The 22,378-nt window shown below is 71.0% G+C and carries 20 protein-coding genes and 1 tRNA gene; 6 read left to right on the top strand and 15 right to left on the bottom strand.

Features of this window, described 5'->3' with window-relative positions:
- Positions 1–220 precede the first annotated feature (220 nt).
- Positions 221–1,699, bottom strand: coding sequence for an MFS transporter (locus BKA00_RS25205; RefSeq protein ID WP_221493285.1), 1,479 nt, complete (start codon positions 1,697–1,699; stop codon positions 221–223).
- A 75-nt stretch (positions 1,700–1,774) separates the two neighbouring features.
- Here BKA00_RS25205 and BKA00_RS25210 point away from each other — a divergent pair, with 75 nt between their 5' ends.
- On the top strand, positions 1,775–2,149 hold the full coding sequence (locus BKA00_RS25210) for a MarR family winged helix-turn-helix transcriptional regulator (RefSeq protein ID WP_185028834.1): 375 nt from the start codon (positions 1,775–1,777) through the stop codon (positions 2,147–2,149).
- Between the two features lie 141 nt (positions 2,150–2,290).
- Here BKA00_RS25210 and BKA00_RS25215 read toward each other — a convergent pair whose 3' ends face one another.
- From BKA00_RS25215 to BKA00_RS25235, 5 genes are all read right to left on the bottom strand, one after another.
- Complete coding sequence (locus BKA00_RS25215) at positions 2,291–2,824, bottom strand: DinB family protein (RefSeq protein ID WP_185028836.1); 534 nt, start codon at positions 2,822–2,824, stop codon at positions 2,291–2,293.
- Positions 2,825–2,899: 75 nt separating this feature from the next.
- Positions 2,900–3,304 (bottom strand): VOC family protein, encoded by a 405-nt coding sequence (locus BKA00_RS25220; RefSeq protein ID WP_185028839.1) that lies wholly within the window; start codon positions 3,302–3,304, stop codon positions 2,900–2,902.
- A 746-nt stretch (positions 3,305–4,050) separates the two neighbouring features.
- Positions 4,051–4,126 (bottom strand) — tRNA-Thr (locus BKA00_RS25225).
- A gap of 65 nt (positions 4,127–4,191) precedes the next feature.
- Positions 4,192–5,673, bottom strand: coding sequence for an alpha/beta fold hydrolase (locus BKA00_RS25230; RefSeq protein ID WP_230299163.1), 1,482 nt, complete (start codon positions 5,671–5,673; stop codon positions 4,192–4,194).
- A 92-nt stretch (positions 5,674–5,765) separates the two neighbouring features.
- Entirely contained in the window at positions 5,766–6,131 is a 366-nt protein-coding gene (locus tag BKA00_RS25235) for a TetR/AcrR family transcriptional regulator C-terminal domain-containing protein (RefSeq protein WP_185028843.1), read from the bottom strand.
- Between the two features lie 95 nt (positions 6,132–6,226).
- On the opposite strand from BKA00_RS25235, the gene BKA00_RS25240 reads away from it, so the two are divergent.
- The 3 genes from BKA00_RS25240 to BKA00_RS25250 all read left to right on the top strand — a co-directional run bounded on the left by BKA00_RS25240 (position 6,227) and on the right by BKA00_RS25250 (position 9,370).
- On the top strand, positions 6,227–6,961 hold the full coding sequence (locus tag BKA00_RS25240; RefSeq protein ID WP_185028845.1) for a DUF427 domain-containing protein: 735 nt from the start codon (positions 6,227–6,229) through the stop codon (positions 6,959–6,961).
- 233 nt (positions 6,962–7,194) lie between these two features.
- Positions 7,195–8,277 (top strand): ferredoxin reductase, encoded by a 1,083-nt coding sequence (locus BKA00_RS25245; RefSeq protein ID WP_230299162.1) that lies wholly within the window; start codon positions 7,195–7,197, stop codon positions 8,275–8,277.
- 10 nt (positions 8,278–8,287) lie between these two features.
- Entirely contained in the window at positions 8,288–9,370 is a 1,083-nt protein-coding gene (locus tag BKA00_RS25250) for a fatty acid desaturase family protein (protein WP_185028847.1), read from the top strand.
- A 2-nt stretch (positions 9,371–9,372) separates the two neighbouring features.
- On the opposite strand, the gene BKA00_RS25255 is transcribed toward BKA00_RS25250, so the two are convergent.
- Positions 9,373–10,200, bottom strand: a complete 828-nt coding sequence (locus BKA00_RS25255; protein ID WP_185028849.1) for a GNAT family N-acetyltransferase — start codon at positions 10,198–10,200, stop codon at positions 9,373–9,375.
- 136 nt (positions 10,201–10,336) lie between these two features.
- Between BKA00_RS25255 and BKA00_RS25260 the strand changes: the two genes are divergently transcribed.
- Positions 10,337–11,734: an MFS transporter gene (locus BKA00_RS25260; RefSeq protein ID WP_221493286.1), complete on the top strand. Its 1,398-nt coding sequence runs from the start codon at positions 10,337–10,339 to the stop codon at positions 11,732–11,734.
- Here BKA00_RS25260 and BKA00_RS25265 read toward each other — a convergent pair.
- Positions 11,731–12,408 (bottom strand): S1 family peptidase, encoded by a 678-nt coding sequence (locus BKA00_RS25265; RefSeq protein WP_221493287.1) that lies wholly within the window; start codon positions 12,406–12,408, stop codon positions 11,731–11,733. The genes BKA00_RS25260 and BKA00_RS25265 overlap by 4 nt on opposite strands.
- 236 nt (positions 12,409–12,644) lie before the next feature.
- Between BKA00_RS25265 and BKA00_RS25270 the strand changes: the two genes are divergently transcribed.
- Positions 12,645–13,790 (top strand): hypothetical protein, encoded by a 1,146-nt coding sequence (locus BKA00_RS25270; RefSeq protein ID WP_185028851.1) that lies wholly within the window; start codon positions 12,645–12,647, stop codon positions 13,788–13,790.
- A 104-nt stretch (positions 13,791–13,894) separates the two neighbouring features.
- Here BKA00_RS25270 and BKA00_RS25275 read toward each other — a convergent pair whose 3' ends face one another.
- From BKA00_RS25275 to tmk, 7 genes are all read right to left on the bottom strand, one after another.
- Positions 13,895–14,731, bottom strand: coding sequence for a PSP1 domain-containing protein (locus BKA00_RS25275; RefSeq protein WP_185034773.1), 837 nt, complete (start codon positions 14,729–14,731; stop codon positions 13,895–13,897).
- A gap of 46 nt (positions 14,732–14,777) precedes the next feature.
- Complete coding sequence (locus BKA00_RS25280; protein WP_185028853.1) at positions 14,778–15,761, bottom strand: TolB-like translocation protein; 984 nt, start codon at positions 15,759–15,761, stop codon at positions 14,778–14,780.
- A gap of 103 nt (positions 15,762–15,864) precedes the next feature.
- Positions 15,865–16,701, bottom strand: coding sequence for a fructosamine kinase family protein (locus tag BKA00_RS25285; RefSeq protein WP_185028855.1), 837 nt, complete (start codon positions 16,699–16,701; stop codon positions 15,865–15,867).
- 4 nt (positions 16,702–16,705) lie between these two features.
- Positions 16,706–17,185: a low molecular weight protein-tyrosine-phosphatase gene (locus BKA00_RS25290; protein ID WP_185028857.1), complete on the bottom strand. Its 480-nt coding sequence runs from the start codon at positions 17,183–17,185 to the stop codon at positions 16,706–16,708.
- A gap of 99 nt (positions 17,186–17,284) precedes the next feature.
- Positions 17,285–19,000: a S8 family peptidase gene (locus BKA00_RS25295; RefSeq protein WP_185028859.1), complete on the bottom strand. Its 1,716-nt coding sequence runs from the start codon at positions 18,998–19,000 to the stop codon at positions 17,285–17,287.
- Between the two features lie 134 nt (positions 19,001–19,134).
- A complete protein-coding gene (locus tag BKA00_RS25300) occupies positions 19,135–20,274 on the bottom strand; it encodes a DNA polymerase III subunit delta' (RefSeq protein WP_185028860.1) in 1,140 nt (379 codons plus the stop codon).
- Positions 20,275–20,293: 19 nt separating this feature from the next.
- The gene (gene tmk / locus BKA00_RS25305; protein WP_185028862.1) at positions 20,294–22,363 is read right to left on the bottom strand and encodes a dTMP kinase; all 2,070 of its coding nucleotides are present in this window, start codon (positions 22,361–22,363) and stop codon (positions 20,294–20,296) included.
- Between the last annotated feature and the right edge of the window lie 15 nt (positions 22,364–22,378).

The following is a 22,378-nucleotide window of genomic DNA, read 5'->3' on the forward strand; positions in this document are numbered from 1 at the left end:
GCTCTGCGGCGCACCGCAGAGCCCCAGCGCGATCGCGACACACCGCGACTTCGCAGATCCCGCTGCACCTCTTCTTCCCATATGGACGGGTGCGGCCGGGGGCGACAGCGTCCTGGAAGACGTCGGAGCGGACGCGCGGGAAAGCGCGTGGGCCGGGCCGCGCGATGGGTGGCGCGGCCCGGCCCGCATTGGCGGAGGGCGGTCAGGTGTGCGGGAGGTGTCAGGTGTGCTTCGGGCGGTAGCGGCGGAGAAGCGGGATCAGGTTCAGGGCCAGTCCGACCACGGCGACGGCGCTGACCAGGTTGACTCCGGGGTGGAACTCGGCGAAGCCATTGCCGCCGTCGGCCGTCCCGCCCGCGACCAGGGCGGTGACCAGCGCCAGGACCAGGGCGGCGCCGACCTGGCCCGAGGTCTGGACGAGGCCGGAGGCCAGCCCCTGCTCGGAGTCGTCGATCCCGTCCGTGGCCTGCGCCATGATCGAACTGAAGCCGAACGCGAACCCGCCGCCCAGCAGCAGCATCGTGGGCAGGATGGTGAACGCGTAGTGCGGAGCGTTGCCCGCGGTGGCGAGGAACCAGGCGTAGCCGAGGCTCAGGGAGGTCATCGAGCTGATGATCAGACGCGGCGTGCCGTACCGGTCGATCAGGCGCCCGACGAACGGCGAGCCGAACGCCACGAGGAGCCCGGCCGGCAGCAGCGCCATGGCCATCTTCAGCGGCGACCAGCGCAGCACGTCCTGCAGATAGAGCGTCATCATGAACTGGAAGCTCAGGTAGGAGCCGAACAGCGCGACGATGCTCAGGTTGGCCCGGACGATCGAGCCGATCCTCAGGATGCCGAGGCGGATCAGGGGGTGGCGCACCTTGTTCTCGGTGATGAAGAACGCGATCAGCAGGGCCGCCGCCACGACGACGGAACCCAGGGTGACCGGGTCCAGCCAGCCGCGATCGGGCGCCGAGACCACGGTGTAGACCGCGAGCAGCATGCCCCCGGTGAGCGTCACGGCGCCGAGGATGTCGTGCCCGCCCTCGGCCGCCGACTTGTCCCGCGGGATCAGCGCGATGCCGGCGACAAGGGCGAGGATGGCGAGCGGCACAGGCGTCAGGAACGTCCAGCGCCACCCGAAGCTGGTCAGCAGCCCGCCGAGGATCAAACCGGACGAGTAGCCGCTCGCCCCGAAGACGGAGAACACCGACAACGCCCGGTTGCGCGCCGGCCCCTCGTGAAAGGTGGTGGTCAAGATCGACAATGCGGTCGGCGCGGTGAACGCGGCCGCCAGCCCCTTCACGAAACGCGTGGCGATGAGCAGCGTGCCGTCGTCGACGAGACCGCCCACCAGCGACGCGACGGCGAACACCGCGAGAGCGGCGAGGAACACCCGGCGGCGGCCGAGGAGGTCGGCGGTGCGCCCGCCGAGCAGGAGCAGTCCGCCGTAGCCGAGGACGTAGCCGTTGACGATCCACTGCAGTGACGTGGTCGAAAGGCCCAGTTCAGCGCCGATCGACGGCAGCGCGACGCCCACCATAGAGACGTCGAGTCCGTCGAGGAACAACACGGCGCACAGGACGGCGAGGACTCCCCACAGCCGGGGGGTCCAGGTCTGTTCGGCCGGCGCGCCCACGGCGCCCGGCGCCCGGAGAGCGGAGTCGGGTGAGGTGTCGGTGATAGTCACGTCGAGGGACAGTACATGCACATGCATTCAATGTCCACGCACAAAATTCCTGCGAACTTAATGCATGTGCATATGATGCGTCTGCATGGTAAGATGCGCGGCATGGAGGCGGATACTGCCCTGGTCGACCGCTGGCGCAAGCTGGCGACCTGCTACAACACGGTCGCCTGCGCCCTGGACCGCGCCCTGCAGGACGTCCACGGCCTGACCATGAGCGAGTACGAGACGCTCGACCGCCTCGTGGATCAAGACTGTGAGAAGCGTCGCATGCAGGACATCGCCGCAGCCATGTACCTCAGCCAGAGCGCCCTGTCCCGGACGGTCGCCCGCCTGGAGAAGCACGGCTACGTCCAGCGCGGGCTCTGCGAGGCCGACCGCCGCGGCGTCTTCGTGGAGATCACCGACGCCGGCCGCCGCTGCCACTCCGACGCCCGCGACACCCACCTGAAGATCCTCGCCGAGCACCTGAGCGACTGATCCGGCGCCACCCGTAGCCCCGCGAAGGCACCTTCCGCAGCTCCCCACTCTCCAGAGACGGGTACGGCCCCCAAGGCTCGTGACCCGCGTCAGCACCGAGCTGTCATTCCGCCGTGGTGACCGTCGGGCGTCCATCAGCAGCTACTCGCCGGTCGTCCCGTCCAGCAGCTCACGGGCGACGTCGAGGTGACCGACATGGCGCGCGTACTCCTGCAGCAGGTGGAAGAGGAATCTGCCGAGGGAAGGAGCTTGGTCGGACGTTCCGAACCGACCCCCCAGACGAGCCCGGTCGTCCAGCGAGGCACCCTCCACCGGGGCGCGCGCACGCGCGACCTCCAACCGATAAGCGGCCATGACCTGTGCTGTGGACCGGTCAGCAGGAACCGTCCATTCGGCCTCGTCGCCGCCGGGTGGGTAGGCGATGACGCGCTCAGCGGCGAATCCCCAGCGCATCCACCGGCGTTCGACCCACCCCAGATGCTGCACCAGCCCGAGCGGTGACCACCCCAGCGGTTCGACCGGTTCGCGGAGCTGGGCGTCGGACAGCCCGGAGAGCTTGCGCATCAGCGCCTCGCGATACCACTCCAAGTATCCGAGCAGAAGCTCACGAGCGTCCGTCACCTCCACCCCAGGGCCATCGAGGGGCGCGGGAACCTGGTCGGGAGGGTTCTGCATCCGCGAAGAATAGTGCGGTCTCACATCCGTCAGGCGAGCAAGGGTCAGACCCTCGGCTCCCAGTGGGGCGTCCCGTCAGACGAAATCCGCCTCCGTCATGCCTGCCGGATGGCCGGGCGGCCACTGCACAAGCTCGATCCGGTAACCGTCGGGATCGGTCAGCCATGACGTCCGAAGCCCCGACCCCAGGTCAGCCGGCGGCTCGGCCACGACGCCCTTGACCGCCAGATCGGCGATCGCGGCATCCAGATCGTCCACCTGGACGACGAGGTGGTTGACGGCGCCGGTGTCCTCGACCGGTCGCGCGGGATCGTGCACGAGTTCAAGGCTGACGAACGGATCGTCGGGGAGTCGGAGCATGGTGAGGCTGCCGAAATCCGTGTCGGGGACGCCGCCGATCTCGATGTACCCGAGCGCGGTGTAGAAGGCGAGCGAGCGTTCCAGGTCGGTGACCCGCAGCCCGAGGTGGAGCATGCGCATGCTCGGCAGACTAATGCGATCCGTACACGCGCTCTCGTGGCCGGCTGAAGCCATGCGGACCACCGGCCCATTGACTCGATCCGAAGGTGAACGTGCTTGTCGTCGCGCACAGGGAGAGGTTCCACGACACGGCTTCAGTGCCCTCGGGCTCGAAGCAGAACCCGCACGGTTCCAGCCTCGACGAGCTTGACCGCGCACTTTCGATCGCCGCCGTGGAGGCGGACGACCAGCACCTGCGTGACGCGTGGTTCGCGGTGGGGAAGTTTGTCCTCCCTGGTTCCGCTTCCCTGAACCTGCTGGCTCTTTCGCACGCCCGGCGGGCACGTCTTGAAGGGGCCAGGCTGTCCGGGAGCGCGAGGCGCGGGGGCTTTGCACGGTGGAGAACCGTGCGCGGGTGCGCGCGGCTTGGACGGCGGTGGCGGGCGGCCTGTCGCGGTGGGCGGCACGCCCTCGTTGATCCGCACCGCGTCCGCGGCGCACACGTCGATGATCCGGGTGACGCCCCCTCAGGGGTCCAGGTGACCCGGTCGACAGACGTGCCGTGGCGCGGGTCGAAGAAGCACAGGGGACGGCGCGGTGGCACAGGACGACCGGCAAGGCGGGCATCGACGCGGGCAAGCGCGTGGCGCCCCTCGTCCAGTGCGACCATCACGTCCACACGGGACCTGAACAAACCGGCGTGAACGCCGCTGTTAGCAGGCCGTTAGCACAGAGGCCCCTCCCGGGATCGGGAGGGGCCTCTGAGGTGGAGCCGCCTATCGGAATCGAACCGATGACCTATTCATTACGAGTGAATCGCTCTGCCGACTGAGCTAAGGCGGCGTGCCGTGCGGGGCACAGCGGGAAGCAGTCTACCGGGTCTTGGGGGGTGGGTGTGCACCGGTTATTCAGCGGCAGGTGGTCCCGTTCTTGGGCGGGTCGGCGCTGATCAGGTACTCGTCGGTGGCCTTGGTGATGCAGGAGTTGCCTTGGAGGTAGGCGGTGTGGCCGTCGCCGTCGAAGGTGAGGAGGACGCCGCTGGAGAGCTGGCCGGCCAGGCTCTGGGCCCACTTGTAGGGCGTCGCGGGGTCGCGGATGGTTCCGATGACGACGATGGGAGCGGCGCCCTTGGCGGTGATGGGGTGGGGTGCTTGTTCCGTCTGGGCGGGCCAGTAGACGCACGGGAGGCCGCCCCAGACGACGAACGGTCCGAAGCGGGGAGCGACCTTCTTGGCTTGCGCGGCTGCCTTGCCGTAGGTGGCGAGGTTCGCCGGGTTGGGCTTGTCGACACAGTTGACGGCCATGTTGGCGTCGGTCTGGTTGCTGTAGGTGCCGTTGGCCTTGCGTTCGACCATCTCGTCCGCGAGAGCCAGGAGAAGGGTGCCGTCGCCCTTCTGCATCGCCTGGGTGAGCGCCTGGCGCAGAACCGGCCAGTACTCCTTGACGTAGAGGGCCCGCGCGATGCCCATCACGGCCAGGGACTCGGTGACCTTGCGGGAGTCGCGTGTGTTGTTGAGGGGCTTCTTGTCGGTGGACGTGAGGAAGGAGGAGACCTTGTCGATGACCGCGTCCGGGGTGTTGCCGAAGGCGCAGCCACCCGACTTCACGCAGTTGTCCGCGAAGGCACGCAGGGCAGTCTCGAAGCCCTTGGCCTGCTCGATCAGAAGGTCGGTGGACGACAGCTTCGGGTCGACGGCGCCGTCCAGGACGAGGGCTCGGACGTTCTTGGGGAACTGCTCGGCGTAGAAGGCGCCTAGGTAAGTCCCGTAGGACGCGCCGTAGTAGGTGAGCTTCTGGTCGCCCAAGGCGCCGCGCAGGACGTCCATGTCACGGGCCGCGTTCAGCGTGCCGACATAGGGGAGCTCCGCGTCGGCCTTGGCCTTGCAACGCTGCGCGAAGGCCTTGCTTTCGCTGCCCAGCCTGTTCGTCTCGTTCGGGTCGTCTGGGGACGCATCGGTGGCGAAGAACTCGTCCAACTGGGGCCCGGTGTTGCAGCGGACAGGCGCGCTGGACGCCACCCCACGCGGGTCGAAGCCGACGATGTCGAAACGGCGCCGCAGGTCGGTTCCGAAGCTGCGGGCGGCCTGGCGGACGAAGTCGACCCCGGAGCCGCCGGGGCCTCCAGGGTTGGTGAGCAGTGAACCGATCCGTTCGGACTTGTCTTCGGCCGGCAGCCTGATGAGCGAGATGCCGACCTTCTCGCCGGACGGCTTGGTGTAGTCCAAGGGGACCTGTACGGTCGCGCACTCGAACCCGTTGCGACAGCTCTTCCAGGCCGGTTTCTGGCCGTAGAACTGCCCGAGGCCCGTGGGGACGCTTGCGGCCCGGCTCGTGTTCTTGTCACCACTGTCGCAGCCGGTGGCCGTCGCCAGGACCAGCACAGTAGCCACGCTGATGAGTCTCGCTGCCCGCACCCGGTCCCCGTCTCGTCATAGCTGCACGTACGCCGCCGCCTACGCTACGTCGGCATGGTGGTCGAGGGCTACTTCCCTCGGTATTCGTGTTCGATGCCGTCGAGCAGCCACTCGATCGCCTTGACGACGGCCAGCATGCTTTCGGGGTCGTCGGTGAGGCGGGCGGCGGCGGCCATGGACTGCTCGATGTGGCGCAGGCCGTTGGGACCGATACGCGGGGAACGTCCCGCGAGTTGCAGCATCCACGGGTGCCGCAGCCCGACCTCGCGCTCCCTTCGGGCGATCTCCATCATCGCCTCACGCCAGCCGTCCGGCAGCTCTCCCTGGACCAGTACCTCTTCGGCGACCTCGTCGTACACCATGTCGAGAAGGTCCTCTTTCGCGTCGATGTGCGTGTACAAGCTCATCGCGCGGACGCCCAGCTCGCTCGCCATCCGGCGGGTGAGGCTCGTGAGAGCTCATGTGGCGTTCGTGAGGCAAGGGTGAGAATTAGATGAAATAGGCCCCGAACAGGCGAGGTTGCCCTGGCATGGGCACATCGCGGAAGACCGGCCTCCGGGTCGAGGAGAGCGGCAAGCGCGTCAGGGCTTACCTCGGCGGCCATCTGGTGGCCGACTCGATACGGCCTTCTCTCGTCTGGGAGATCCCCTACTACCCCACCTACTACTTTCCCGAGGGGGACGTGCGGGCCGAGCTCGTCGAGGACGGCCCCGGCACCCGCTCGCCGAGCAGGGGCGACGCGACCGTCTACACGGTGAAGGTGGACGGCGCGCAGGCTCCGGGCGCCGCGCTCCGCCATACCGAGCTGCCCGGCTTGGTCCGGCTCGACTGGAACGCGATGGACGCCTGGTTCGAGGAGGACGAGGAGGTCTTCGTCCACCCCCGCGACCCGTACACGCGCGTGGACGTGCTGGCGGCGTCGCGGCATGTCCGCGTGGAGGTGGACGGGGTGACGGTCGCGGAGTCGTCCAGCCCGCGGCTGCTGTTCGAGACGGGTCTGCCGGTGCGCTACTACCTGCCGAAGCCGCATGTCCGGATGGACCTGCTCGAACACACCGACACCGTGTCGCACTGCCCGTACAAGGGCACCGCGGAGTACTGGTCGGCACGGGTGGACGGGACGCTGCACGAAGATCTGGCCTGGTCGTACCGGACGCCGCTGGAGGAAAGCCTCAAGGTCGCCGGGTTGGTCTGCTTCTTCAACGAGAAGGTCGACATCTTCGTGGACGGGGTGCTGCAGGAGCGGCCGAAGACCAAGTTCTGAGCACGACCCCTCGTCGGCCGCGAACGGCCGCATGAGTCAGTTGGGCACGGATCGGCCGGGCACGGGAAATCGTGCCCGGCCGACAATTTCCGCGCCGACTTTTGTCAGCGGGCATTACATCTGTCGATGGAACATCGCGCGATGGTGTGATGCCTGTCGCTTTGATGGCCCAAGCCTTGAATCCTCCGCGATTCCTACGCGAGCGTAAGTTAGCGCGCCCTCGGGAGGAAACCTTGGCCATCGCACCGCGGACCATCGCACCGCGCCGCCCGCGCCGGCCCATAGCGGGGCGGCGGATCGCGGCGGCCGCCCGGCTCCTCACGACTCCGCTCCTGCCGGAGGACTACCTCGGGCTGATCGACCCGCTGTGGTCCACGGCCGATCCGCGCGGGCGGATCGAGGCCGTCCGGCACGAGGCCCCGTCCGCCGCGACCCTGGTGATCAGACCGGGGCGGGCGTGGAGAGGCCACCGGCCCGGCCAGTGGATCAAGATCGGCGTGGACGTCGGCGGCGTCCGGCACTGGCGGACGTTCTCGCTGTCGTCGCCGCCCCGCCGCGACGGCCGCATCACGGTCACCGTCAAGGCCGCGCGCGACGGGTTCGTCTCGGCGTACCTGGTCAACGAGATCCGGCCCGGGGCGGTCGTCCGCCTGTCGCCGCCCGACGGCGCGTTCACGCTGCCCGCGCCCGTCCCCCGGAAGCTGCTGTTCGTGACGGCCGGCAGCGGCATCACCCCGGTCATGGCGATGCTGCGGCATCTCGGCGGCGCGTCCGACGCCGTGCTCGTCCACTCGGACCGGACGGCCCGGGACGTGATCTTCGGCGACGAGCTCCGCCGGATGCCGGGGGTGCGGCTGCACGAGCGGCACACGACCCCGGACGGGCGGCTGAAGCCGTCCGACATACCCGGCATCTGCCCCGACTGGGCCGAGCGCGAGGCGTGGGCGTGCGGACCGGGCGGCATGCTCGACGACCTCGCGGCGCACTGGAAGGCCGCGGGAATCGGGGAGAGGCTGCGCGTCGAGCGCTTCCGCACCGTCCTGTCCGGCGGCGGGGGCCAGGGCGGGCGCGTCACGTTCACCAGGAGCGGCGTCACGGCCGACGCGGACGGGAGCACGCCCCTGCTGACGGCGGGCGAGGACGCCGGCGCGCTGCTGCCGAGCGGGTGCCGGATGGGCATCTGCCGCGGCTGCGTCGGGCGGCTGGCGTCCGGCAAGGTCCGCGACCTGCGCACCGGCGAGGTGCACGGCGACGAGGGCGAGATCGTCCAGACCTGCGTCTCGGCGGCCGCCGGGCCCGTGGAGATCGAACTGTGAGAGGAGCGGCATGACCGACCATCTGACGGCCGAGGACTACGAGACCATCGCCGCCGAGCTGGACGCGCTGCGCGAGGAGATCATGTCCGGTCTCGGCGAGCGCGACGCGTCCTACATCCGGCGGGTGATCCGCTGGCAGCGCGGACTGGAGATCGGCGGCCGGGCGCTGCTGCTCGCGTCCGCGCTGCCGCCCGCCTGGGTCGCCGGGACCGCGGCGCTGTCCGTCGCGAAGATCCTGGAGAACATGGAGATCGGGCACAACGTCATGCACGGCCAGTGGGACTGGATGCGCGACCCGAAGATCCATTCCACGACCTGGGAGTGGGACAACGTCTCCCCGGCCGAGCAGTGGAAACACTCGCACAACTTCGTCCACCACACGTTCACGAACGTGCTCGGCAAGGACAACGACGTCGGCTACGGCATCCTGCGCGTCGCCCCGGAGCAGGAGTGGTCCCCGGCGCACCTCGCGCAGCCGCTCTACAACCTGCTGCTGGCGATGTTCTTCGAGTACGGGGTGGCGCTGCACGACCTGGAGATCGACAAGATCCGGGACGGGACGGCCGACGAGGCGGTGACGGGGGAGAAGCTGCGCGCGATCGGCCGCAAGATCCGCCGCCAGTGGGGCAAGGACTACCTGGCGTTCCCGCTGCTCAGCGGCCCGCAGTTCCTGTCCACGCTGGCCGCGAACGCCACCGCGAACGTGGTCCGCAACGTCTGGGCGCACATGATCATCTTCTGCGGGCACTTCCCCGGCGACGTGGAGGTGTTCGAGGAGGAGCGGCTGGACGGCGAGACAAGGGGCGAGTGGTACGTCCGGCAGCTGTGCGGCTCGGCGAACATCGACGGGGGCGGGCTGTTCCATCTGATGACCGGCAACCTCAGCCACCAGATCGAGCACCACCTGTTTCCGGACATGCCGAGCAACCGGTACGGCGAGATCGCCCCGCGCGTCCGCGCCCTGTGCGGCAAGTACGACATCCCGTACCACACGGGCTCGCTGTCGCGCCAGGTCACGGGCACCTGGAAGAAGATCGTCCGGTATGCGCTGCCCGGCGGGCGCCCGTCCCCGGCACGGCCTGAGACGGCCTGAGGTCAGCCGAGGGCCTGCGCCACGGGGAGGTGGAGGCGGGACACGTCGTTGACGATGGGCGCACCGTACTCCATGACCGTGGTGGTGAACGCGGGTCGCAGGCCGTGCCGCCGCGCCCAGTCGACCATCTCCGGATGCCGGTGGTCGATGTCCAGGCGGACCGGCCCCGCCGGAACGATCTCTTCGACGAGGGCGAGGGCCGTCTCGGTGTCCTGTGCGGTGACGGGGCCGACGACCGCCATGTCGTCGTTCCACCACACGCCCCCGAACCCCTTCAGGCCGGACTCGTCCCGGACGACGTGGAACGTCTCGCAGAACGACGGCAGCCCGTCGACCAGCCGTGCACGGTCGGCGCCGAAGACCTCGGTGTCGAGCGCATGGACGGCGGGCATGTCCGCCGCCTCGGCAGGGACGGAGACGCCCCGCTTGGCGGGCCCCTTGCCCGTACCCGTGTACGTCGTGCAGAGCCCGACGGAGCGATATCCCAGACGCTCGTACAGCGGGCGTCCGTATTCGGTGGCCGTCAGGCAGAAGCTCTTCGTCTCGGTGTTGTCCATGGCGTGGAGCATGATGCGGCCGCCCAGACCACGCCGTTCGTAGCGTTTCGCCACCAGCACCATGCTGATGGCCGCGACGTCCGCGCCGTAGGGGGTCGACACCGTCGCCGCGGCGAGCCCGCCCTCCCCGTCGTCGATGCCGTAGACGTCGCCGACCGAGAACAGGAACCGCCACTTCCGGTCTTCGCGCCCCCAGCCGCGGTCCTCGGCGAGCCGCTGGCAGGCGGCGAGGTCGTCGATACCGAGTCGCCGCGCGGGCCTGTCCCCATCCATGGGACGGGACGCTAGATCGGCCGCCGCCGGCCGCACAACCCAATTACGCCGCGGCATTACCCCACAGGTCATCGCCTTCACGACCTCCCGGGCGAGATCGTCTAGGCGCGGATAACGGTCGATCTGAGGAGAGAACATGTCGCACACGGCGACTCCGGTGGCGGGCCGGCGCCCGCACGGGGCCGCGGCCTCGCCCACCGCGTCCATCGGCACCCTGCTGGTCCTGCTCACCGGCATCTTCATCACCACGCTCGACTTCTTCATCGTGAACGTGGCGATCCCCGACATCCAGACCGATCTGCGCGCCGGCGCGACGGCGATCCAGTGGGTCGTCGCCGGGTTCGGGCTGGCGCTCGGCAGCGGGCTGATCACCAGTGGCCGCCTCGGCGACCTGGCCGGACGCCGCCGGATGTACGCGCTCGGCCTCGCGGTGTTCACGGCGGCCTCACTGGCGTGCGGGCTGGCCCCCTCCCCCGGCACGCTGATCGCCGCCAGGGTGGTGCAGGGGCTCGCGGCCGCGCTGCTGATGCCGCAGGTTCTCGGGATCATCAACGGCGTGTTCACCGGGGAGGCGCGCGCCAAGGCGTTCACCGCCTACGGCCTCGCGATGGGCTTGGGCGGCGTGTTCGGGCAGCTTATCGGGGGTGTGCTGATCCAGGCGGACCTGTTCGGCACCGGATGGCGCAGCATCTTCCTGATCAACGTCCCGGTCGGGGTCGTCACGCTGGCGCTGGTCCGCCGGACCGTCCCGCCCCAGCCGCGCACCACGGGAACCCGGCTCGACGTCACGGGAACCGTCCTCGTCACCCTCGGCCTCGTCGCGCTCGTCCTGCCCCTGATCGAGGGTCGCCGCCTGGGCTGGCCCGCCTGGACGTGGGCGTCGCTCGCCGCGTCGGCCGTCCTGCTGGCCGCCTTCGTCGTCTCCCAGCGCCGCAGCAGCGCCCCGCTGGTCTCGCCCACCCTCTTCCGTGAGCCCGCTTTCCGCGCCGGCAGCGGCCTGGCGCTCGTCTACACCCTGGCGATGGCGTCCTTCTTCCTGTACCTCGCCCTGTACCTCCAGCAGGGACGCGGTCTCAGCGCCCTGGAGTCCGGCCTGCTCTTCGTCGCCCTGGGCGCGGGCTACTTCGCCGCGTCCACCCGCGCCACGGCCATCGCCGCCCGCCTGGGACGGCAGGTCCTCGCGCTGGGCGCCGCGGTGCAGGCGGCCGGCTGCCTCCTCCTGCTCGCCGCGACCGGGCACGCCATCGGCTGGCTCATCCCGGGCCTGGCCCTCGTGGGGGCGGGCATGGGATTCGTCCTGGCGCCCCTGTCGGCACTGGTCCTGGCCGGTGTCACCGATCGGCACGCCGCCTCAGCCGCCGGCGTCCTGTCCACCGCGCAGCAGGTCGGCAACGCCCTCGGCGTGGCGCTCGTCGGGATCGTCTTCTACGGCGCGCTGGGCGAGGTCGCCGACGCCTTCCGGGCGTCGCTCTTCCCGGTCATGGCCTTCTGCGGCGTCACCGCGGCCCTCGCCCAGCTCCTCCCCAGGCGCTAGTACACGCTGACGCCGAAGGCGCTGAGCACCGGAGAGATCGGCTGGAAGAAGGAGGACCCGCCACTGGCGCAGTCCCCGACCCCGCCGATCCCCAGCCCCACCGCGGTACTGCCAGAGAAATACGGAGCCCCGGGACTGTCCCCGGGCTCCGTGCATATGGTCGTCCTCGCGAGCCCGGTGATCGTCCCGTCAGGGAAGTTCACGGTCACGTTGACGGCCGTGACGCTGCCGCAGCGCAGGCCCGTGACGGGCCCGCTGCGGCAGACGCGCTGACCGACGACCGGCCGGCCCGCCGTCGTGATGTCCTGGGAGCCGGGGTAGAGGTGGACGCTGCCGGGCCGCTCCACGGAAGGCTCCACGTACCGGACGAGCGCGACGGCGGCGTTCGTCACCGAGACGACCGTCCCGAGCTGGACGGTCATCCCCGGATCGGCGTAGATCGCCATGCCCACCTGGGCGCAGCCGCCCGCGGTGAGGAAGTAGTAGGTGCCGTTCTGCCGCACGTTGAACCCGAGGGTGCAGCGCACGCCCCCGGCCCCGTAGATCGCCCGTCCCCCTTCCGCGCCCGGCGCCGCGGCGGGACGCGCGCCCGCCGGCGAAGCGGACGCGCCGGGGGCGGCGGTGGCCAGGACGGCGACGATGCCCGCGAGCAAGGTCGCGACGCGCAGTCTCACGGAGTACCTCCTGCGGGAAATGGCGGCTTGCCGGAATGGTGCGAAAACCCGGGGGCCCCGGCAAGGGGAGGAAGGTGCCAAGGTTGCCCGCGGCCGTATAGCAACATCACAACGAGCCCCCGCGAATGCCCTGGTCAACGGTGAGTACGGGAGGCCGCGCGTTCTAGGTACGGGTGCTCATTCGCCGGGCTCTCCACGGGCGGAGGATGAGGCGACCGTTTCGGGATGGAGAGCGTATGAGATTTCGTTTGCCGAAAACCGGCGTTGTGGCCCTGCTCGCCCTCGGGGGGTGCGGAGCCCCGGCCGTCGAGTCGACGCCGTTGGGGGCGGAAGCCGGGGGCGCCCCGTGGCGGGTGGAGGTCGAGGACGCGTCGCTGCGAGTCGATCCCCAGATCGTCGCGACGGGGCCGAAGGACGTGTGGGCGTTCGGCGGGCGCGGCTCCGAGGACACGGTGTGGCGGCCGACGGCCCGGCACTGGAACGGCCGCGACTGGAGCAAGGTCGACCTCCCGGGCGGACGGATCGGCGCGGTCAAGGCGGCGGGGGCGTCCGCGGCGTCCGATGTCTGGGCGGTCACCCTCGGCGGGTCGGGCTCGACCGTCCTCCACTGGAACGGCGAACGCTGGAAGATCGACCGCCGCCTCCCCGGATTCACCGTGACGGCGCTGGAGGTGTTCTCCCCGCGGGACGTGCGGGTCTACGGCACGGGCTCGCGCGCCGCCGCGGCGGCCTGGACCCGTTCGGCGGACGGATGGTCGGAGACGAGGCCACCGTTCCGGATCGCCCGCACGAGCGCCCGCTCCGCACGGGACATCTGGGCGCTGACCTTCGAGAACAAGCTGTACCACCAGGACGGCTCCGGCTGGAGGCCCGTCCCGCTGGACGGCGTCCTGCCGGCCGGGAAGAGGAACGGCTTCGAGAAGACGACGTACAAGCTCGACACGATCACCGCCACGGACGCCGGCATCTGGATCACCGCCGAGGGCGCCGGGGGCATCCCGTCCAGCGAGATGGACGGCACCCGCACCGAGCCGCTGGGCCCGGGCGACCTCCACCTGTCGTCCCTTCTCCTGCACGGCGACGCCGACGGACGCCGCTGGACGGCCGAAAGCACCACGGAGAAGACAGGACGGCTCAGCCCGTTCGGCGCCCCGATCACCGACGCGGACGGCGGCGTCTGGCTCATCGGCTCCACCGACGCCAACGCCACCGAGTCGGCCCTCGCCCACCGAACCGCTACGGGCACTTGGACGAGCACCAGGATCGGGGCTTCCGGCTTCAGCCCCTTCGAGGTTCGCGCCATCACCCGCATACCGGGCACCACTCGATTTCTCGCCGCAGGCATGAACGACGAAAAGGGCGCGCTTCTCTCCATCCCGTAGGGCGCACCGAAACACGCGCGCTGGTACCGCGGAGACCACGAGCCTTGTCAATACCGTGGCCGAGCGGGCAGCTCTCGCCCGGCCCGGGTACGGCCGTGCGGTTCTTAGCCGGGCTCGCCGTTGTCTGAGGGGGCGTAGCGGGCGTCGTGCTGCTTGCGGGGGGAGCAGACGGAGGCTGACGGGCAGGAGCAGCGGCCCCCGCTGTTCAGGCGGACTGTGACCTTGTCGGAGGGGACGTTGCGGCCCACGACCTGGCCCGGGCCGTTCGGGGTGTCCACGCGCGATCCCAGGGCCGGCATGCTGTCGTGCGCCTTGACGTACAACGGGTGCTCGTACTTGAGGCAGCACATCAGGCGGCCGCAGGCGCCGGCGATGCGCAGGGGGTTGACCGGGAGGTCCTGCTCCTTCGCCATGCGCACGGAGACGGGTTCGAAGTCCTTGAGGAAGGTGGCGCAGCACAGGTCGCGGCCGCAGGGGCCGATGCCGCCCTGGAGGCGGGCCTCGTCGCGGGGGCCGACCTGGCGGAGCTCGACGCGGGCCCTGATGCCGCGGGCCAGGTCGCGGACGAGGGCGCGGAAGTCGACGCGGTGCGGGGCGGTGAAGTAGATCTTGAAGATGTTGTCGGCGTCGAGGTAGTCGACGCCGATGACCTTCATCGGGAGGTCGTGCCTGCGGATGAGGCGCTTGGCGGTGAGGCGGCCCTCGGCGCGGCGGCGGCGGTTGGCCTCGTCGCGGGCGAGGTGCTCGTCGGTGGCGGGGCCGGCGCACTCGGGGAGGCCGTCGACGTCCTCGGAGACCCACTGCGGGGCCCACACGCACTCGGCGACCTCGGGACCGGAGTCGGTGGGCACGAGGACCTTGTCGCCGACCTTGGGGCTGTGGGGCCCCGGATCGAGGTAGAACAGGCGGCCGTAACGAGTGAAGCTGACGGCCATCATCATGCCCACGTTTCGCTCCGTTCGCCCGGTTATGCGACCACTCTAGGTCTCACCAGGCGGCGTCGGCGAGATCCCCTGCCGGAACGGCCGGGACGCCCTCCGCGTACAGGTCGCCCGCGGTCGCGATGACGCCGTGGCCGGTGTGGGCTATGTCGAGGCCGGTGGGGACGCCCTTGACCTTCTGGGTCCACAGGGTCTTGGTGGGACTTCCCTGGAGCGTGAAGGTCTGGAGGGTCAGTTCGGAGTTCTTCGCTATGGCCGCGATAAGGGAAGTGCCGTCCCGGCTCATGATGGCGTTGGAGCTGCCCTTGGGCAGGGGCATGACGGCCTTGCTGGACTTGAGGTCGCCGGCGGGGCCGTTGGTGTCGATCGTGCGGACCTGGTGCTTCGCCATGCCGACCGGGCTCCAGACGAAGGACAGCGTGGTCCCGGACCAGGAAAGGCTTCCGACGCGTGCGCGCAGCCTGGTCGTCCACACCTTGTGGACGCCGGTCTCCGGCGTTACCACGTCCACACGGGCGCTCGCGCCCTTGTAGGTGACGTAGGCGAGTTGGGCGCCGTCCGGGGTCACGGCGAGATCCGACCATACGGTGGAGACGCCGGGGACGATGGCCTTCGGGATGGGCTTGAGGTCCTTGGGACGTCCGTCGTCCAGGCGCAGGCGCTGGAAGGTGACGTCGCGGGCGCCGGGGGTGGCGACGATGTAGGAACCGTCCTTGAGTGCGGCGACGCGGTGGAAGCGGCGGTCCTGCGGGGCGGCGACAGGCAGCCCCACGTTCGTGCCGGTCCGCACGTTGCGGACGAGGAGGGAGGCGCCCTTCTGGGTGACTCCGACGACGAACGACGGTTCGGTCTTCTCGGCCTTGGCGGCGGGCTTGGCCTCGTGCTCCTTGTCGGCGGCGCGCTGGTGGCGGTGCACCATGTCCACACCCCCTCCGATGAGCAGCGCGACGGTGGCGGCCACGCCGAGGGGGACGAGACCCTTCCACGAGCCGAGACGGTTACCCGGGTCCTCGCGCCTGCCGTCGTCCATGGGGTTGCCTACCTACCCTTCCTGCCGGATCGCCCGTCGTTTCTACCGCATATGGATCGCGACAAAAACCCATGAACGCGGAGTTACCAAGTCGTGAGCCGCCTCAGCCGAGGGACGCGCGGGCCGCCTCGACCAGGGACGCCCGGTACGACCCCCCGAACAGCGCCACATGGACCAGCAGCGGGTGCAACTGGTGCAGCGGGACGCGGGAACGCCATCCGTCCGCAAGGGGCGCGGCCTCATCGTAGGCGCCGAGCACGGTGTCGAGGTGCGGCGTACCGAACAGCGCCATCATGGCGAGGTCGGTCTCGCGGTGCCCGCCGTGCGCGGCGGGGTCGATGAGCAGCGCCCGGTCGCCCGTCCACAGGACGTTTCCCGACCACAGGTCGCCGTGGATGCGGGACGGCGGCTCCGGCTGTCCCGCGAGCGTCTCGATGTCCGCCATGACGCGCTCCACAAGGCGGACGTCGCCGGTCGAGAGGTGCCTGGCCCCGAGACGCAGGAACGGTTCCAGGCGGCGTTCGGCGTACCAGGCGGGCCAGGGACGGCCGTCCGGCGTGTTGTCCAGGGGGAGGTCGGCGATGAAGCCGTCCCAGGGCGCGCCGTAGACGTCAGGACGGTTCCCGATGTGCAGGGCCGCCAGTTCCCGTCCGAGGCGTTCGGCCGCTTCGCGGGACGGTGGAGCCGAGTGCAGCCACGGCAGGACGAGCATGTGCTCGTCCGCCGCCACGACGTCGGGGACGGGGGTCCCGGGGCCGGCCTCCCCCAGCCAGCGCAGCCCGGCCGCCTCCGCGGCGAACACGCCCGCCTGGTCCCGCGCCGCCTTCACGAAGACCTCGCGGCCGTCGGCCAGGGAGGCCCTGCGCAACGTCCAGGAATGGCTGGAGCCGAGGTCGTGGACGTCCTCGACCCCGGTTCCGAGCAGCCTCTCCAGCCGCACGCGCTCAGCGGTCTTCGAGCGCCGAGCGGATCTCCTTGAGCAGGCCCGGCATCGCCGCCTCCACCTGCTCCAGGACGAGGTCGAAGTCGTCGCGCCCCCCGTAGTAGGGGTCGGGGACGTCGAGGTCGTCGCCCGCGCCCGGGTCGAACTGCCGCAGCAGCCGGATGCTTCCGCGCGCCTGCCAGTTCGGCGCCATCGAGCGCAGGGCCTTCTCGTGGCTCGCGTCCATCGCGATGATCATGTCGTAGCCGTCGAACCAGGCGGCGTCGAACTGCCGCGCGATGTGCGCCGACCGGTAGCCGGCGCGCTCCAGCGCCGCGACCGTCCGCTGGTCGGCCCCGTCGCCGACGTGCCAGCCGCCCGTGCCCGAACTGTCCACCTCGACGTCCAGGCCCTCCTCCTCGACGTGGTGGCGCAGCACCCACTCGGCCATCGGGGAGCGGCAGATGTTGCCCGTGCAGACGAAGGTGACTCGGTACGGCATCCCCCCATCATGCACGAGGAGTCCGGGACCGCACGACGCGGGAAAGAACGCGACCCCCGGCCGGAGCCGGGGGTCGCGTCCTGGGGTGGTTCCAGAGGGTCAGCGCGAGACGGCGTTCAGCGCGTCCACGATGCCGCTGCCGAAGAACCCGTTCTGGCCCTTCGAGCCTTCACAGGTCTGGGTGGAGGTGTGCTTCACCCACTGGCCGTTCGACTGGGTGTACCAGACGTACTCGACCGTCGCCGGGCTCGGGCATTCCTTGGGGGTCGCGGTGCCGCGCAGCACCCGCTCGACGAGACCCGGGTCCATGGTCAGGCCGCCGCTGCGGTCCTTGTGCCCGTACTTGCTGACGATGAGCGCCGCGACGCCGACCGCGTGCGGGGACGCCATCGAGGTGCCCTGGATCGACTGGTAGTAGGCGCACTTGTCACCCTTGCAGCTGCGGATGAGGTACCCCACCTTCGGCGTGCCGTCGGCGTTCAGCTCGCCGCGCTCCTTCGCGAGCCGCTCGGGGTAGGCGGCCCAGATGCCGCCCTTGTCGTCCGGACGCTGGGCGGCGTTGTCGACCTTGTCGCCGCCGGGCGCCGCCACCGCGACGTAGCCGTTGCCGAAGCTGCTGTAGTACGACTTGCGGCCGCTCGGGCCGGTCGCCGAGACGGGGATGACGTTCTCGCCCTCGGACGGCATCGACACGCAGCTCGCCGGGACGGTGCGGTCGTGCGGCTCCTCGCCCGGCGTGGACGGGAAGTCGGGGCTGCTGTCGTCGGTGTTCGTCTTGGTGTAGTCGACGAGGTCGTTGCCGGCCGCGGAGATCAGCGTGACGCCGCGGTCGTGCGCGAAGTCGAGGGCGCGCTGGGCCGCCTTGATGATGGTCCGCTGCTCCAACTGGTCCTCGGGGCTGTCGGCGGGGTTGTTGCCGCAGTTCCACAGCCACGGGTCGATGTAGTACGACATGTTGACGACGTCGATGCCGTGCTTGGCCGCGTAGGTGAGGCCGTCGACGGTCGGCTGGAGGAAGAAGTAGCCGGAGTCCTGGCCGACGCGCAGGTTCACGATCGACACGTTCGGCGCGACGCCGGCCATGCCGAGGCCGTTGCGGGGCGAGGCGATCGTGGACGCGACGTGCGTGCCGTGGTCGTTGTCGTCCCAGTCGTTGGGGTCGACGCACGACGTGAACTCGCAGGGCCCGTCGACCTCGTCGCCGTTGGCGTCCTCCGGGATGTCGCGGGTGAAGTTGCGGCTGAGCTTGCGGTTGAAGTTCGGCGCGATGTCCGGGTGGTCGCCGTCCACGCCGGTGTCGAGGACGCCGACCAGCACGCGCCGGTCACCCGGCTCCTTCTTGTAGGAGCCGTCCGCGGTGGCGTGCATCTGCTTCATGTCCCACTGCAGGTCCGCCATGGGCTCGGTGTCCTTGGACGGCTTGCCCGCGGGGGCGGCCTGCGTCTTGGCGCCGTGGAGGGCCCCGGTCAGCTTCTCGACCTTCGGGGCCTTCTTCGCGGTCTTGGGCGCCTCACCGATGACCCGGTTGTGCGCGACGCCGTCCAGCGCCCGCTGGTTCATCACGGCGTGGATGAACTCGGGGTTCTGGGACGTGACGGTCGCGACGCCCACGTCGCGGTTCTCGTGCACGACCTTGCCGCCGGCGGCCGAGACGGCCCGGTGGGCCTGCCCGAGGGACGCACCCTCCTTGTAGAGGACGACGTACTCCGAGACCTCGCCCTTCGCCTGTGGTTGGCCCGGAGCTGCGGATGCTGGGAACGCGAGGGCCGTCACGGTGGTGACGGCGCACGCGGCGGAAATCAAGGCTCGCCGCAAGGCAGACCTCCTGGCTGTGGGGGGTAACCAACCGGATTTCGGTCGATCAGCCAGCGAACGTTACGGGGGCGCTCATTGAGAGTCGCGTACGGAAATGTAACGAATGGGGACAAGTTGTGTAAGCCCCGCCCGTATCACCCTTGACGCAACGCCAAGGTCAGCGCCTCGAACGCCAGCTGCGGATTGACGTTGGCCGCCAACCGCTCCCTGCAGTCCATGATCGCATCGAGGCGCCGGAGGGTGTCCTCCGGGCGTCCGTCCGCCGCGGCGGACCGGAGCTCGGGGCCGAGCTCGATGTTGACCAGTTCGCTCCCCGCCCCCAGCTGGAGCGTCAGCACGTCGCGGTAGTAGGACGCGAGGTCGAGCAGCGTACGGTCCAGGGCGTCGCGCAGGATCCGCGTCGCCCGCGACTTCTGCCGGTCCTCCAGCTCCTTGAGGGCGCCGGCCGTCCCGCGCGGCATCCGCCCCTTCTCGCTCTCGCCGAGCGCCTTGCGCAGGGCGGAGGTCTCCGCGTCGTTCAGCTCGGCCGTCTGCGCGTCCCGCTCCGCCTTCGCCGCGCCGACCAGCGTCTCCGCCGCCGCGACCGCCGCGCTCACCCCGGTCAGCCGGCGCGGCACCGCCACCACCTGCTCGCGCACCCGCCGCATCCGCGGATCCGAGGCGAGCCGGCGCGCCCGGCTGATGTGCCCCTGCGCCGCCCGCGCCACCACCTCGGCGGTCTCGCGCTCGACGCCGTCGCGCTGGACGAGGAAGTCGGCGATCGCCGGGATCGGGGGCGTCTGCAGGGTCACCAGCCGGCAGCGCGACCTGATCGTGACGAGCAGGTCCTCCGGCGACGGCGTGCACAGCAGCCACACCGTCCGCGGCGGCGGCTCCTCGATCGCCTTCAGCAGCGCGTTCGCGGCGCCCTCGGTGGCCCGGTCGGCGTCCTCGAACAGCACGATCTGGCGACCGCTCCCGCTCGGCGAGGACGAGGCCCGCAGCACCAGCGCGCGGGCGTCCCTGATGCCGAACGACAGCCCCTGCGGCCGGACGACCTCGACGTCCGCGTGCGTCCCCTGGAGCACCTGGTGGCAGGACGCGCAGTGCCCGCACCCGCGCGGCGTCTCCGTGCACTGCAGCGCGGCGGCGAACGCCCGCGCGGCCGTCACGCGCCCGGACCCGGGCGGCCCGGTGAACAGCCACGCGTGCGCGAGCCCGCCCGCCCCCCCGGCCGCCGAGGACAGCTGCGCGATGACGGGCTCCTGCCCCACCAGGTCGTCCCACACGCTCATGGAACAGAGGCTAGCGGGCTCAGAAGTCGGTGATGACCGGGAACGTGCTCGTGGCGTCCTCGGTGCCGAGCGGGACGGGGTCGGGCAGGATCTCCCGGATGCGGTACTGGATCTCCCGGCTCAGCTCGCCCTGCGGCCGGCTCGCGTCCAGGACCAGGTAGCGGTCCGGGTCGGCCTCGGCGAGGGCGCGGAAGCCCTCGCGGACCCGCTCGTGGAACTCCCGCGACTCCGACTCGATGCGGTCGGCGGGCGCCGGCAGCCGCCCGAGGCCCGCCTCCGGCGGAATCTCCAGCAGGACGGTCAGGTCGGGGGCGAGGCCACCGGTCGCCCAGGCGTTCACGCGGGCGATGTCCTCCACCGGGAGGCCCCGCCCGAAGCCCTGGTAGGCCAGGGACGAGTCGACGTAGCGGTCGCTCACCACGATCACGCCGCGGTCCACCGCCGGCTTGATCACGTTGGCGACGTGGTCGGCGCGGTCGGCGGCGTACAGCAGGGTCTCGGCACGGTCGGACAGGCCGGTGGTGTCGCGGTCCAGCAGCATCGCACGCAGCCGCATCCCGATCTTGGTGGCGCCCGGCTCGTGCGTGGTCACCACGTCGTAGCCGTGGTCGCGGAGCCAGATCGCGGCGAGCCGCGCCTGCGTCGTCTTGCCCGCGCCCTCGCCGCCCTCGAAGGCGATGAACACGCCGCGGTTGCGGTGGACGGGCTGCGGGGCGGCGGCGGCCTCCTCCGGCGGCGTGTAGATCTCACCGTGCAGGGCGGCGCGCAGGTCGGGGACGAGCGGGACGCCGCGCCGGTCGTCCAGCCGCCGGTACGCCAGCAGCCCCGCCGCCAGGGCGAGGAAGGCCGCGACCAGCAGGGCGACGCCCGTTCCGTAGGCGTCGTAGACGCCGCCGCCGAGGTCGAGGCGGTGCGACCCGGCCGCCGCCGCGATCAGCGGGACGACGGCGAACGAGAGCAGCGCGGTGACGAGCGCGACCGACCGCAGGTACGCCGCCGGGCGCGCGTCCTCCGGCGCCTCGGGGTCGTGCGCCGCCGCCTTCGCGGTCGACCACGCGGCCCCGGCGAAGACGCCGAGGAACGCCGTCGCGAACACCACGACGACGAGGTTCTGGACGAGGGCGAGCACGACCAGCGCCAGCGCGGCGGCGACCACCGCGAGGCCGAGGAGCCGGCGGCGGCTGAACGGGACGAGCACGCGCGGTCCGAGGAACAGCCCGAAACCGAGCCCCACCGTGAGCGCGGTCAGGACGGAGCCGTACCCGGCGTCCCCGCCGCCGAGCTCGCCCGCGTGGACGCGGGCCACCGCCACGACCGCGCCCGCCGTGACCGACGCCGCCGCGATCGCCAGGCCGACGCCGCGCGCGGCGGCCGACCCCGGGCCCTGGAAGATCAGTTTCAGCGGCGACTCCGCCGCGACCGGCTCGATCGCCGGAATCTCGCCGGCCATCGCCACGACGGCGGCCGACACGAGGAACAGGCCCGCCGTCACGTACACCGCGAGATCGGCGCGGGAACCGGCGCCGAGCGTCCCGTTCGCGACCAGCGCCAGGACGGCGAACAGCAGCGCGGCGGCGGGCGCCGGGCCGTAGAGCACGCGGGTCGCGGCGCGGCGCGCGGCGGGCCGCGACTCCTCGGCCGGGACGAGGGCCGGCAGGGACGCGCGCGCCGCCGGAACCCACAGCAGGCTCAGGCACGAGACGAGGAACGCGGCGGCGAGCGTCCACGGCAGCGCGTGCACGAGCGGGACCGTCACGACCACCGCCAGCCGCAGCACGTCCGCGATGATCAGCATCAGCCGGCGGTCGACGCGGGCCGCGAGCAGCCCGGCGACCGGCGGGAGCACCACCGCGGGCAGCAGCATCAGCGCCAGCGTGCCGCCGATCGCCTGCGCCTGCGCGGCGGCGCCGTCGCCGCGCGTCAGCATCGCCGCCATGGCGGTCAGCGCGGGCACGCCGATCCACTGGGCGGCGCTGGACAGCGCCAGCGCGATCCGGAGCCGCCGGAACGGCCCGATCGACGAAAGCGACGAAACGCCCGACGGCGGTGACGCTGCGGGGTGCGGCCGGGGTGCGCCCGTTCTGGTCATGTCGGTCAGGGTATC

The organism is Actinomadura coerulea (assembly GCF_014208105.1).
Lineage (GTDB): Bacteria > Actinomycetota > Actinomycetes > Streptosporangiales > Streptosporangiaceae > Spirillospora > Spirillospora coerulea.